At 38.0% G+C, this 13,695-nt stretch carries 17 protein-coding genes; 16 read left to right on the top strand and 1 reads right to left on the bottom strand.

Features of this window, described 5'->3' with window-relative positions; all coding sequences use genetic code 11:
- Positions 1 to 4 precede the first annotated feature (4 nt).
- The 10 genes from mmdE to pyrR all read left to right on the top strand — a co-directional run bounded on the left by mmdE (position 5) and on the right by pyrR (position 6,963).
- Positions 5 to 172, top strand: a complete 168-nt coding sequence (gene mmdE / locus ACWTVK_RS00605) for a methylmalonyl-CoA decarboxylase subunit epsilon (RefSeq protein ID WP_173015017.1) — start codon at positions 5 to 7, stop codon at positions 170 to 172.
- Between the two features lie 102 nt (positions 173 to 274).
- On the top strand, positions 275 to 658 hold the full coding sequence (mmdC, locus tag ACWTVK_RS00610; protein WP_060923994.1) for a methylmalonyl-CoA decarboxylase subunit gamma: 384 nt from the start codon (positions 275 to 277) through the stop codon (positions 656 to 658).
- A gap of 70 nt (positions 659 to 728) precedes the next feature.
- Positions 729 to 1,850, top strand: a complete 1,122-nt coding sequence (gene mmdB / locus ACWTVK_RS00615; RefSeq protein WP_060923993.1) for a methylmalonyl-CoA decarboxylase subunit beta — start codon at positions 729 to 731, stop codon at positions 1,848 to 1,850.
- A gap of 192 nt (positions 1,851 to 2,042) precedes the next feature.
- Entirely contained in the window at positions 2,043 to 2,300 is a 258-nt protein-coding gene (locus ACWTVK_RS00620; RefSeq protein ID WP_060923992.1) for a hypothetical protein, read from the top strand.
- A 38-nt stretch (positions 2,301 to 2,338) separates the two neighbouring features.
- Entirely contained in the window at positions 2,339 to 3,637 is a 1,299-nt protein-coding gene (locus ACWTVK_RS00625; RefSeq protein ID WP_156719028.1) for an SLC13 family permease, read from the top strand.
- Between the two features lie 240 nt (positions 3,638 to 3,877).
- A complete protein-coding gene (locus ACWTVK_RS00630) occupies positions 3,878 to 4,141 on the top strand; it encodes a SemiSWEET family transporter (RefSeq protein ID WP_004696474.1) in 264 nt (87 codons plus the stop codon).
- A gap of 490 nt (positions 4,142 to 4,631) precedes the next feature.
- A complete protein-coding gene (locus ACWTVK_RS00635; RefSeq protein WP_005386021.1) occupies positions 4,632 to 4,796 on the top strand; it encodes a DUF362 domain-containing protein in 165 nt (54 codons plus the stop codon).
- A 107-nt stretch (positions 4,797 to 4,903) separates the two neighbouring features.
- A complete protein-coding gene (lspA, locus tag ACWTVK_RS00640; protein WP_039969072.1) occupies positions 4,904 to 5,344 on the top strand; it encodes a signal peptidase II in 441 nt (146 codons plus the stop codon).
- Between the two features lie 61 nt (positions 5,345 to 5,405).
- On the top strand, positions 5,406 to 6,329 hold the full coding sequence (locus ACWTVK_RS00645) for an RluA family pseudouridine synthase (protein ID WP_456045624.1): 924 nt from the start codon (positions 5,406 to 5,408) through the stop codon (positions 6,327 to 6,329).
- 112 nt (positions 6,330 to 6,441) lie between these two features.
- On the top strand, positions 6,442 to 6,963 hold the full coding sequence (gene pyrR, locus ACWTVK_RS00650) for a bifunctional pyr operon transcriptional regulator/uracil phosphoribosyltransferase PyrR (RefSeq protein ID WP_296005579.1): 522 nt from the start codon (positions 6,442 to 6,444) through the stop codon (positions 6,961 to 6,963).
- Between the two features lie 41 nt (positions 6,964 to 7,004).
- On the opposite strand, the gene ACWTVK_RS00655 is transcribed toward pyrR, so the two are convergent.
- On the bottom strand, positions 7,005 to 8,198 hold the full coding sequence (locus ACWTVK_RS00655; protein WP_456045625.1) for a tRNA(Met) cytidine acetate ligase: 1,194 nt from the start codon (positions 8,196 to 8,198) through the stop codon (positions 7,005 to 7,007).
- A 186-nt stretch (positions 8,199 to 8,384) separates the two neighbouring features.
- On the opposite strand from ACWTVK_RS00655, the gene ACWTVK_RS00660 reads away from it, so the two are divergent.
- From ACWTVK_RS00660 to mreB, 6 genes are all read left to right on the top strand, one after another.
- Complete coding sequence (locus ACWTVK_RS00660) at positions 8,385 to 8,948, top strand: hypothetical protein (protein ID WP_456045990.1); 564 nt, start codon at positions 8,385 to 8,387, stop codon at positions 8,946 to 8,948.
- A 3-nt stretch (positions 8,949 to 8,951) separates the two neighbouring features.
- Positions 8,952 to 10,157, top strand: a complete 1,206-nt coding sequence (locus ACWTVK_RS00665; protein WP_456045627.1) for an acetate/propionate family kinase — start codon at positions 8,952 to 8,954, stop codon at positions 10,155 to 10,157.
- A 151-nt stretch (positions 10,158 to 10,308) separates the two neighbouring features.
- Positions 10,309 to 10,932: a hypothetical protein gene (locus ACWTVK_RS00670; protein ID WP_129823183.1), complete on the top strand. Its 624-nt coding sequence runs from the start codon at positions 10,309 to 10,311 to the stop codon at positions 10,930 to 10,932.
- A gap of 102 nt (positions 10,933 to 11,034) precedes the next feature.
- Positions 11,035 to 11,601: a Maf family protein gene (locus ACWTVK_RS00675; protein ID WP_456045628.1), complete on the top strand. Its 567-nt coding sequence runs from the start codon at positions 11,035 to 11,037 to the stop codon at positions 11,599 to 11,601.
- A 187-nt stretch (positions 11,602 to 11,788) separates the two neighbouring features.
- On the top strand, positions 11,789 to 12,487 hold the full coding sequence (gene radC / locus ACWTVK_RS00680) for a RadC family protein (protein ID WP_303939482.1): 699 nt from the start codon (positions 11,789 to 11,791) through the stop codon (positions 12,485 to 12,487).
- Positions 12,488 to 12,656: 169 nt separating this feature from the next.
- A complete protein-coding gene (gene mreB / locus ACWTVK_RS00685; RefSeq protein WP_295232065.1) occupies positions 12,657 to 13,694 on the top strand; it encodes a rod shape-determining protein in 1,038 nt (345 codons plus the stop codon).
- Position 13,695 lies beyond the last annotated feature (1 nt).

Consider the following 13,695-nt stretch of genomic DNA (forward strand, 5'->3'; position numbering starts at 1 on the left):
TGTAATGAGCAATGCTACAAAAACTAACGGTAAAGCTCCATCTCAAGATGTAGTAGCCGTAATCGTTGGTGCATTAGCGGCAATGGGTTATTCCGCTGATCAAATCGCGCATATCCGTCCAATCGTAAGCTATAATTGGAAAATGGAAGGCCGTTTGCGCGGTAGTCGATAAGATTATTGGCTTATTTAGATAATCGATAAGATTATCCAATTTATATGTGTAATAAAAATTTATAAGTATTGTGTAGACATACACATTTTGGAGGAATTTAAGATGAAAAAATTCAACGTTACAGTAAATGGTACAGCATATGATGTAGAAGTTAATGAAGTAAAAGGCGCAGCTCCTGCAGCAGCTCCAGCTCCAGCAGCAGCTCCAGCTCCTAAAGCAGCTCCTGCACCAGCACCAGCTCCAGCTGCAGCAGCAGCTCCAGTTCCAGCAGGTGCTGAAACTGTAAAAGCTCCAATGCCTGGTAAAATCTTATCTGTAGCAGTATCCGCTGGTCAAGCAGTTAAAAAAGGCGAAACTTTGTTGATTCTTGAAGCTATGAAAATGCAAAACGAAATCGCAGCTCCACATGATGCTGTAGTTGCAGAAGTTCGCGTAGCTGCTAACCAAACTGTATCCACTGGCGACGACATGGTTGTTCTTGGTTAATACCAAGTTTTGTGTGGCGCGGCTAGTCCGCGTCATATAAAAATTTTATATTTGTGAAAGGGGAACGCATATGGAGGCTTTTGCTGTTGCGATTCAATCCGTTATTAATGATAGCGGGTTCCTCGCATTTACAACAGGCAATGCTATTATGATTCTTGTAGGTTTGATCCTATTGTACTTGGCATTTGCTAAAGAGTTTGAACCATTATTGTTGGGTCCGATTGCGTTTGGTTGTGTACTTGCTAATATTCCTCGTAATGGCTTCGAAGAAGGCGTTATGGCTCTTATTAGTGCAGGTATCTCTCAAGAAATCTTCCCACCTTTAATTTTCCTTGGTGTAGGTGCAATGACTGACTTTGGTCCACTCATTGCTAATCCTAAAACATTGCTTTTAGGTGCTGCTGCTCAAATCGGCGTATTCGTTGCTTTAGGTGGCGCAATGATGCTTGGCTTTACTGCTCAAGAAGCAGCTGCTATCGGTATCATCGGTGGTGCCGACGGCCCTACATCCATTTACTTGGCTACTAAGTTAGCTCCTCATTTATTAGGTGCAATCGCGGTTGCCGCATATTCCTATATGTCCTTGGTACCGTTGATTCAACCACCTGTAATGAAATTATTCACTACGCAAAAAGAACGCGAAATTGTGATGGAACAATTGCGTGATGTAACACGTTTTGAAAGAATCGTGTTCCCAATCGTTGCAACGATCTTCATTTCCTTATTGCTTCCTTCCATTACATCTCTTTTAGGTATGTTGATGTTAGGTAACTTGTTCCGTGAATCTGGCGTAACTGAACGTTTGTCTGATACATCTCAAAATGCGTTGATCAATACTGTTACAATCTTCTTGGCAACTGGTACTGGTTTAACAATGAGTGCGGAACACTTCTTAAGCGTACAAACAATTCTTATTATTTGCTTAGGTTTGGTTGCATTTATCGGCGGTACTGCTGGTGGCGTATTATTCGGTAAATTGATGAGCTTAGTTGATGGTGGTAAAACAAATCCACTTATTGGTTCTGCCGGTGTATCCGCAGTTCCAATGGCGGCTCGCGTATCTCAAGTTGTAGGTGCGAAAGCTAACCCAGCTAACTTCTTGCTCATGCATGCTATGGGTCCTAACGTAGCTGGCGTTATCGGTACAGCAGTAGCAGCAGGTACAATGCTTGCTATGTTGTCTAGCCATTAATAATTAAATAATTATTCACCAAGGTGTGCCTAATTAGGTACACCTATTGGTGAATAAAAAAGCCCTTCAAATTTATGTATTCATGCATAAATAGGGTATATTTGCAATAAATGCTTTTCAGATCGGTCATTAGGTGGTACAAGAATTCACACAATAACCTTCTAGTGCTTTGAATATAGTAGAGGTGGTCACTTGTTATCAATTGAATTAAAAATACTGATTTGTTTTATTTGGGCATTTATTGTATTTTTTATTACTGCACTGATTATCGGTAATGAAGGAAAAGCTAAATGGTTTCAACGTAGAACTAAATATACTTGGTTTAATCGCCGAGGCTTTTTAGGGGAAGCGTTATTTTTTGGCTATCCTAAAACTAAAGAGGGTTATGGTATAACTTTTTTGATGGCTTCTGCTATCTGTATTGTAGGCTATATTTTATATCTCATCTAATGCGATCAGTGCATTTCTCTGAAGGGAGATGATGATGTATGGGTACTGCGGAACAAACCTTAATCGTCCTTGCAGTCATGGCTGTTTTATTCGTTACGGAAATTATTCCTTTAGCTATTACTTCTCTAGGTGGCGCAATTACTCTAGGCCTTATGGGTATTATTACTCCTAAGGTTGTATTCTCTGGTTTATCTGATAGTACAGTTGTGTTGTTCGCTGGCATGTTCGTTGTTGGTGCTGCATTGTTCTACACTGGTTTAGCTCAAAAAATTGGGGAAACAGTAGTATCTCATGCAGGTACTAGCGAAAATGGCTTAATGCTTGCCATCATGGTTGTTACTGCAACTATGTCTGCATTCTTATCTAACACTGGTACAACAGCTGCATTACTTCCAGTAGTTGTAGGTATCTGTGCTGTTGCTAAGATTCCTGCGTCTCGCCAATTGATGCCTTTAGCATTTGCTGCAGGTATTGGTGGTATTATTACAATGGTTGGTACACCACCTAATATCATTGTAAGTGGTACATTAACTAAATTTGGTGAACAACCATTTGGTTTCTTCGAATTTGCTTGGATAGGTATTCCTTTGACTGTTGCTACTATTGCATTCATGATGCTCATTGGTAAACATTTACTGCCTAAACATGAAATTCAAGATGCTGGCGACGTTGAACAAGAAGTAGCTGCTGAAGATATTTCTAACGATCCTAAGAAACAATTATATTCTGGTCTTATTCTTTTAGGCGTAATCATCGCTATGATTTTAGGCGACTTCCTAAAAGGTTACGGTATTAATTTACCATTGAGCATGGTTGCAGTTATTGGCGCAATGCTTTGTGTATTAACTGGTTGCTTGAACGAAAAACAAGCTTACACATCCATTGACTGGGTAACAATCTTCTTATTCGCTGGTATGATGCCAGTAGCAACTGCACTTGACCAATCTGGTGCAGGTAAAATGATTGCTAATGCAGTAATCGGCGTTATGGGTTCCGATCCTAGCCCTTACTTTGCAACAGCAGTATTATTTGCACTGTCTTGTGTTATGACTCAATTCATGTCTAACACAGCATCTTGTGCATTATTGGCTCCTATCGGTATCTCCATTGCTCAAGGTATGGGCGCTGACCCTCATGCAGTATTGATGGCTATCGGCGTTGCAGCATCTTGTGCATTCGGTACACCTGTAGGTACACCTCCAAATACATTAGTACTTGGTCCTGGCCAATACAAATTTACAGACTATGTAAAAGCCGGCGTTCCATTGATCTTAGTTTGCTTCGTAGTAAGCTTAATTATTATCCCAATGGTATGGCCATTCTTCCCTGGTAAATAATAGGGGATAGGTTACTCTACTATACAAGCACATACGAGGTCGAATCGTAAGATTCGGCCTCGTTTTTTATGATTTTAGCCTATATGATTTTAATATAGATTACATATAAGTGTAATCAAAAGCAATATGAATTAAACTAATTTGCATGATTAATTTTACACAATTGACTACATCGAAAAAAATATGATATAGTATATTGTGTAAGATATAATAATGTAATGTTGAATAAGGAGGTCATCTATGACAAAAGAAAGATTTAACATGTTAGTTGGTTCTATTGGTGCATTTATTGGTGTATTTGTATTTTTAGCCTATATCCCACAAATAATTGCTAATCTTCATGGTCAACCTAGTCAACCATGGCAACCATTATTTGCAGCAGTATCCTGTTTGATCTGGGTATTATATGGTTGGACAAAATCACCTAAACGTGATTATATTTTAATCGTACCAAACCTTGCAGGCGTTATTTTAGGTACACTAACATTCTTAACATCTTTCTAAGTGCTATAAGAAAAAAATAGTATTATTGTTATATAGTGAATAATAGTAAAGATATTACTTTACTTTATAAATATAAATGAGGTCGAATCGTATGATTCGGCCTTTTTTAGAGTGAAGTTTATATGTTAGATTAAAACATAGATAAGCGTTAAATCTGTTGTAATAAAAAAATAGTTTTTATGATAATAAATATTGATAATTAAATTCCTATTATAATGATTAGGATTTTATAAAATTGATAATTACAACATTCTCATTTGTTGAATATCATATTCAATTAATTAAATGAAAAGTAATATCAAAATACCTATAAACATAGGCTTTGTATGATAAAAATGAAAAAGTAATATGCAAAAATATATACAGTTTTTTATCATTTTCATTTGACTTTCAAAAAGAACTGTGTGATAATGAGAACATAAGTTGAGGCAAGTGCCTTTCTAAATGATAATAAAAAGTTCTGATCTATATTTTTATGGAGGTCCTAATTATGAGAGTTATTGCTGATGGTTGCATTAAATGTGGTTCTTGCGCATCTGTTTGCCCAGTTTCTGCTATTTCTGAAGGCGAAACTAAATACGAAATCAACGATACTTGCATCGATTGCGGTTCTTGCGAATCCGTTTGCCCAGTATCTGTAATTTCCGCTGAGTAATCACAAATTAAACGGCCCCTCATTGAGGGGCTTTTTATTTTGCCTAAATTTGCTTAACTTAGTATAATAGGACTATTAAGATATATATTATTATAAGGGAGTACAGCTTGTTTTACATTATACTAATTCTTTGGTTGCTCTTAGATCAATGGACTAAATATTACATTATGAATCATTTTATGTTAGGTGAGTCTTTAGTGGTTATACCCAATGTATTTCATTTAACATATATTATTAATCGCGGTGCAGCATTTGGTATGCTTGCTAATCAGCGATGGTTTTTCTTACTGGTAGCAGTTATTTTGCTAGGCGCATGTGCATATTATTGGAAGCGCTTATCAAAAGGTCCTTGGACTTTACAAATTGGATCTGCTTTATTAGTGTCTGGTGCTATTGGTAATGGTATAGATCGTTACATGATTCATGGTGTGGTAGATTTTTTTGATTTCCGTATATGGCCTATCTTTAATGTTGCTGATATTGGTATCTGTGTAGGCGTAGCTTTAGTAGTCTACTATTTATTTACATTAAAAGATGATGATAAATAATTCATATATTATGACAAATAATTAATTAATATATGATACTTAACTCATAGAGAGGTAGAGGATGAACGAATATATTGTAAGTGCTGAGCAAGACGGCATGAGACTAGATGTGTTTTTAACTGAACAAATGGAAGGGTCTCGTAGCTATATTCAAAGCTTAATAAAAGGTGGTCACGTTACTGTTGGTAATAAGATTGGTAAGGCAAATCTTAGACTTACACCAAATACTGTGATTCATGTAGAGGTACCAGAGCCTGAATCGGTAGAGGTAAAGGCGGAAGATATTCCTTTAGATGTATTGTACGAAGATCATGATATTATCATTGTAAATAAACAACGTGGTATGGTTGTTCATCCTGCGGTGGGCAATTATTCGGGTACACTTGTTAATGCATTGCTATATCATTGTAAGGATTTGTCCGGTATTAATGGTGAGATTAGACCTGGTATTGTTCACCGTTTAGATAAGGATACATCTGGTGTTATGATGGCTGCTAAAAATGATGCAGCTCATATAGGTTTAGCGGAGCAGGTAAAGGAGCATTCTGCTAAACGGACATATTTAGCATTAGTACAAGGTAATATTGTAGAAGAAAAGGGTACTATTAAAGCTCCTATTGGAAGACATCCTAAGGATCGTATGAAAATGGCTGTTGTCTTTGAAAATAGTAAGGATGCAGTTACTCACTTTAATGTAGTTGAACGATTTGGCCATCAAACCCTGGTTGAATGTAATTTAGAGACTGGGCGCACACATCAAATTCGTGTACATTTTGCTCATATTGGACATCCTGTTGTTAATGATCCGTTCTATGGTTACCGTCGTATGGACTTCCCTATTGAAGGGCAAGCATTACATTCTAAATCTCTAGATGTAAAACATCCTATTACAGGTGAAGCTATGCATTTTGAGGCACCACTTCCAGATGATTTTAAAGCGTGTCTCGAGTTTGCTAAGACATATCGTGAGGATAAACGTAAATAAACGAAATTAATGGAAAATTAAACTGTCTAACTTATATTGTGGATTACTAGATAATTTTCTAACTATATTTGTTGAAAGGGCATAGAAGACTCTGTGCTATAAGGGCGTATATATGGAAAAGAAACGCTTATTGATGGATCAAGATGCTATTATGCGTGCTATCCGTCGTATTAGTCATGAAATTCTAGAACGTAATAAAGGCTTATCTAATGCTCTCATTGTAGGGATTGAACGACGTGGTGTTATTTTAGCAAAACGTTTACAAGCTGAAATTGAGCGTATTGAAGGTATCCATATTGAATGTGAATCTCTCAATGTGGCTATGTATCGCGATGATCGTGATGCTCGTCAAAAAGAGGGGGAACCCTGTACGATTGATACAACAGAGAAAACAATTATCCTCGTTGATGATGTACTTTACACAGGGCGCACCATTCGTGCAGCATTAAATGCATTGATGACATCTGGTAGACCTAAATCTATTCAGTTGGCAGTTCTCGTAGATCGTGGTCATCGAGAATTACCAATACGAGCAGATTATGTAGGTAAAAATATTCCTACTTCACATCTTGAAAGTGTACGGGTTGCTGTAACTGATTTAGATGGCGAAGAAGGGGTTACAATACAGGAATAACCTGTATTGTAACCCCTTTTTATTTAAATTAAATATGCTTTTTATTTAATATATTGTGGTGTATATGTATAGTCTGTATGGCCTATACGGTTAGCTTTATTATGGAAACATAAGGCTTGAATATCTGTAGCTAGCGTGTCGATGTGGTGCATAGATTTTCCAAGATTGTTGAGCTGAGTAGGTGCTTTAGCCCATTTTTGAATGAGTGGAATGTCATGTTCAGTTCTCAGCCATTGACGTCCTCTGTCGTTAAAGGCTAGTAATCTAGCGTATTGAGGACCGTCTTGCATAGCGATATTTATCAAGTCTTTTGTAATGCCTAATGTAAGATATGCACCCATACGCTGTAAACGGGCGTAGGTGTAGCGCTTGGATTTTATTTGCTCAATGGCAGATTCCCATGAAGGCTGTTGTGCTGCTTTTAACCACAAGTGTTCAATACCTTCAGTAAAATCAACAAAATGCTCTAATTCATTGGCATTCATGCGGCGACTCAACATATGTACCATATTATAATATCTGTTGTAGTCGACATAGTCATCATTTGTGATTCTATGCGTCATATCATCTAGAATTGGTGTTGGAATAGTACTTTGAAGCGTTGAACACATATCTAAGGGATTAGCAGTAGTGATGAGTTGACGCAATGCCGTACCGGATGGTAACTCTTGATTGAAATTGTGATTGTGGTGATCAGATGTACGCTGAATAGGAATATATTCTAAGTTTGGATAATATTTTAATGCAGCGCGGATATATTCAAGTCCTAATAAGGCATTAGGTGTGTTAAGTGATTCGGAGCCTAGCGCTTTACGGAAGGCTGTACCATAGGACATGCCTTCATTTAAATAATTGCGTAATTCATTTTGGGTGCTTTCACAATCCATACGTTTAGCCATATGGATGAGTTGATTTAAATCAGTTGTTTCAGAACCGAAGGACAGCATATCAATAGATAAAGATTTAATTAATTGAATGGCACCTGAAGCAAATAGTTGGGCACTACCTAACGAATAAAGCGTAGGAAGTTCGATAACGATATCTGTACCGCCTAGAATAGCCCAACGAGCGCGATCGAATTTTGAGAAAAGGGCTGGTTCGCCACGTTGTACAAAGGAGCCGCTCATAATACAGATGCGCAATACATCAGGGTATTTTGTAGCTAATGTATGTAGTTGATGTGCATGACCATTGTGAAATGGATTGTATTCGCAAATAATACCGATGGTTTTCATAGTGACTCCTTTCATTAGTGTTAGTGTAACAAAGCATAGAAAGACTGTAAATAAATTTTGAACTTAAGAGGCCGTATAGTAAAAAAATAGACGTAAAAATGTGTGTAAAACTAAAGTTTTTTGTAGATTTTATTTGTTCTATAGGCTATAATTAACTGTAAATGCTGAATTGATGTGAGGTATATGATGAAACAAAATTGGAAACGTACATTACAAGGGGCTCTGCTCGGTGCTGCGCTACTAGCAATGGCGGGATGTGGTTCTACAAATGTAATGGATACATATAGTTTTGGCCATCAAGTTATCCGTGCTGGTCAATCTGAAATTACCATTGCTTTGCCTTATGAAATGGGTAAAAGCACAAAAAATATGTCTGATGATGGGTATCCAATTGATATTTATGGATCGGTTACGGAACATATGGTGATTGAGGTTGAGGCTTTGCGTGCCGGTGAAAATAAACCATTGCCAACGGTGGATGAGTATGTTAACCGCAGCAAATCTGAGTTTACTAAATTGGGCGGCACCATCAAAGAAGAGTCTGTAGCTTTAGAAGGCGCATCTGCTAAAAAGCTTGATGTGACTTATACAACTCAAGGGCAAACATTTAGATTTTCTCAATACGTATTCTTAGATCATGGCGTATTGTGGAATATAGTCTACCAATATCCTGAAAAGGATCAGGTAGGTGCTGATATCAGCAAAGAAATTCAAAACAAGATTCAAGTTACACAACAGAAAGAGGGTTAATCGATGAACGTATTAGTAGTTAACTGCGGTAGTTCTTCCTTGAAATATCAATTACTTGATATGACAACTGAAACAGAATTGGCAAAAGGTCTTTTTGAGAAGATTGGTGATCAAGACGCTATCTTCACTCATAAACGTCCTAACGCAGATAAATTAGAACGCGTTGAACCAATTTTGAATCATAAAGAAGCTCTTCGTATTTTACTTGATATTTTAGTTGATGCTGAATATGGTGTAATTAAGTCTATGGACGAAATCGACGCTGTTGGTCACCGTGTAGTACATGGCGGTGAAAAATTCGCTGACTCCGTATTGATCACTCCAGCTGTTATGGAAGCGTTGGAAGAATGTGCTTCTCTTGCACCATTGCATAATCCACCAAACATTCAAGGTATCGAAGCTTGCCAAGCTATCATGCCTAATGTTCCACAAGTTGCTGTATTCGATACTGCGTTCCACCAAACAATGCCTAAAGAAGCTTACATGTATGCGCTTCCTTACGAATACTATGAAGATTATGGCATCCGTCGTTACGGTTTCCATGGTACATCCCACAAATATGTTGCACAACGTTGCGCTGAATTGATGGGTAAACACATGTCTGATCTTCGCATCATCACATGTCACTTAGGTAATGGTTCTTCCGTATCCGCTATTAAAGGTGGTCGCTCCATCGATACTACAATGGGCTTTACTCCATTGTCTGGTTTGATCATGGGTACTCGTACTGGTGATATTGACCCAGCTATCGTTCCATTCTTGATGAACAAAACTGGCATGAACTACGATGAAGTAGACACTATTATGAATAAAAAATCCGGTGTACTTGGTATTTCCGGTGTGTCCAATGACTTCCGTGTTATCGAAGAAGCAGCAGCTAATGGTAACAAACGTGCTCAATTAGCATTGAACATGTTCCATTACAAAGTTCGCCGTGTAATCGGTGCCTTTGCTGCTGTTATGGGTGGTGTAGATGCTATCATCTTTACTGCTGGTATTGGTGAAAACGGTATTGGTAACCGCGATGCAATCTGCAACGGTTTAGAATACTTGGGTACTCGCATTGACCCTGAACGCAACAACATCCGCGGTAAAGAACAAGAAATCAGTGCTGAAGGCTCCAAAGTTAAAATCTTCGTAATCCCTACAAACGAAGAAATCATGATTGCTCGCGATACTCAACGTATTACAGCATCCTTGAAAAAATAATATAGTTCGTATCTGAACTAGGTGACTAATAGAGTCATAAAACCCCGTCTATATCTTAGATATAGGCGGGGTTTTTGTAGTTTTTATACTTAGAATACCTTATAATAGAATGTATAGTTATAAAGTAGTAGTTCTTTTAAAGGGGTAACACATGACAGTATTATATGAAGAAAAATCTCAGCGTGCTAAAAGTGCAGAGTGGCTAGTATTATGTTTTGTTATTCTATTATTATGTGGTGTTGGCTACACTACATATCGTAGTATTAACTTGCATACTATTTTAATAGCAGAATATTTTATTGAAATTATGGCTATCATCGTAATTGTTAAACAAGCTGTTAGTCGATATACCTATATTTTGACAGATACAAAATTAGTAATTGAAGAATCTTCTATATTTAGAAAGCGCCATTTTGAGGTAGATTACGATATGATTGATGGCGTATTTAAATTTGAACGTGAATTATTGACAAATATTAAATATCGATATAAATATAGAAAATGTTCAACTTCTGATCCACGTCCTATTTGGTCTCTAGTGTATGCGATTGTAAAGGGTGATAAGGTTCAAAATGGTCGCCTTTTATTGAAAGCGGATGATAAATTTTTTGACATCTTAGAGGAACATGTACCAGGTCGTATCCGTGTGCCTCAAGCGGACATTGTGTTTTATGCTGCAGTCCGTGCTGATGCGGTAAAACATGGCGAAGATGTACAAGAGTACTATAAAAAGTTAACTACACCTGAAAAGGATGGCCCTGATATTCTTGTTTAATTTACAAATATTTTCTAATTTATATTATCAAAATTAGTTGGAATGGTTTTATTTATAAAAAGGTGAAATTAACTAATATTCGTATATGATAAAGGAGTGCAAATGGCTGGATTATATTTGGCGAGCCAATCACCACGAAGAACTGAACTATTAACACAAGTTGGTATTGATCATGTTGTTGTATCAAGTACCTATGAAGAGGCTAATAAGGGTTATGATGATCCTATTGAAATGGTGAAAGCACAAGCTTTAGGTAAGGCCCGTGCGGCTGTAGACGTACCTGAAGGGAGTATCGTACTAGGTGCTGATACGATTGTCGTATTAGACAATCAAGTGCTAGGTAAACCTTATGATGAATCTGAGGCCCGTCATATGCTAGAGCGTTTATCAGGTCAAGTTCATTCTGTAATTACTGGTGTAGCCTTGCTTATTAAAGGTCAAGAAATAGTTTTTCATAATGAAACAAAGGTGTATTTTAAAAAATTAGCTCCTTTTGAAATAGAATCCTATATTGCTAGTGGCGAACCTATGGACAAAGCTGGCGCCTATGGCATACAAGGTAAAGGTGCTTTGTGGGTAGAGAAGATAGAAGGCTCTTATACCAATGTGGTAGGATTACCTGTTGAACATGTATACGATGAATTGTGTAAAGCATTAGGTGCTAAATAATACTATCATTTGATGGCGATGATGCTATAATCGGCTGTGCTGTGCTGTGCTGTGCTGTGCTGTGCTGTGCTGTGCTGTGCTGTGCTGTGCTGTGCTGTGCTGTGCTGTGCGCTATTAATATAGTAAGAGAGTAGATGTGTGTAGTTAGATTTACAAATGGTGTTATCTATTTGAATGGAGAGATTCTATGGAAGTACCAACAGTAAGTGTAAAAGACATGTTACCATTTCAGCGTCCTCGTGAAAAATTTCTTGCTTTAGGACCATCTCATATGGCGATGGAGGAATTGCTAGCTATTTTATTGCGTACTGGGGTGAAAGGTCAGTCTGCCATATCGCTGGCGAGTGATATCGTACAGTCCTATGATGATGGGGCGTACGGTCTTAATAGAATGACCGTTGAAGAGCTTGTAAAAATTAAGGGAATTGGCACAGATAAAGCGGTAACTTTGTGTGCGGCTCTTGAGATGGGGCGACGATTAGGGGAACTAAAAATTAAGGAAACATACGAAGATTTTTCTCAACCTTTTGTCATTGCTCAATATGTAATGGAGCGCCTGCGACACGAAGAGGTGGAGCATGTATGGGCAGCTATGTTGACGTCTCGGAATAAGTTGATTCAGTTAGAACATATTTCGAATGGAGGTTTAGTATCTAGCCTCGTAGAGCAGCGAGCTGTTTTTAGGAAAGCCATAGCTTGTAATGCGGCAGCCATTATCTTAATACATAATCATCCATCTGGCGATAGTCGGCCTAGTGACGAAGATATACGGCTTACCAAGTTATTTGTCAGTGCAGGTCAGTTTATGGGAATACCAGTGTTAGATCATATTATCATTGGTGATAATGAATTCACTAGCCTTAGTGAAATAGGTAAACTTAGTTAGAGAATACACATATTAATAGTAAAAGCACTCATAATAATGAGTTCATTCTTTCTGATTTGTTCAGTGAAGGGATGTAGACATCATTATAGGAGTGCTTTTTCTATTCAATAGATAAAGTCGCATTATATGTGGTAAAATGGAATGATGATGTAATGAAGGAGATTTTACTATGAGTTCCATTTTACCTACTCTAGGAAAAGATGTAAGTATAGATATTGGTTCCATACAGACGCGCCTCATGGGGGGGACGCGAGGAACTGTTATAAGCGAACCATCTATTATAGCAACTGATACAAAACAAGAAAAAGTAGTAGCCGTTGGGGATGAAGCGGCACGTCTTGTATTGCGTATGCCTGATATGTGGCGCCCTTTAACACCATTAAAAGATGGATTTATTGTGGACTATCGAGTTATGCACACGATGCTTAACTATTTTCTGAATAAAGTGTCTAATGCATTGCGCCGCGCTCGAGTTCTTGTTGGTGTTCCTTGTGGGATGACCGACGTTGAGCAAAGAGCGATGATGGATGCTGTTATTCAGGCTGGAGCACGCGAAGTATTTCTTATCGAACGACCTGTGGCTGCAGCCATTGGTTGCGGTGCACCTATCTTTGAAGCTCGTGGATCTATGGTCATTGATATTGGTGGTGGCACTGTCGATATGGGCATTGTTTCATTGGGAGGCATTGTAGATAGTAAAACCATACGCTTTGGTGGTTCAGATATCAATAATGCATTGCTACGCTATGTACGCGAGTGTTTTGGTGTAATCGTTTCTGAAGAAATTATAGAAGATATTAAACATACAGTAGGCACTGCTATGGCACCTTTAGAAGATGCGGAATATGCCTTTCAAGGCCGTGATATGATGAATGGTTTAGGCAGACGTTGTGTTATTCATCAGTCAGAGGTATATCAAGTTGTAAATGACTGTATTGTTGGCCTTTTAGATGAAGTGAAACAAATGATTCGTTCCGCTGAACCTGAGATTGTAGCAGATATTATGCAATATGGAATATATCTTACTGGTGGTACTGCGCAATTGTCGGGTTTGGCTGAGCGTATTGGGGGCGAGTTAGGTGTGCCTGTACATGTTCCAGATGCACCAGACACAAAAGTCGTTGTGGGCCTTAACGGGGCTTCATCTGACTTGGTGAGCTTATCACGTTTTATTGTGAATTCTAAAAATAGAAAGGGCCAAGACTAAT

The sequence above is a fragment of the Veillonella sp. Ser01 genome, assembly GCF_053850375.1.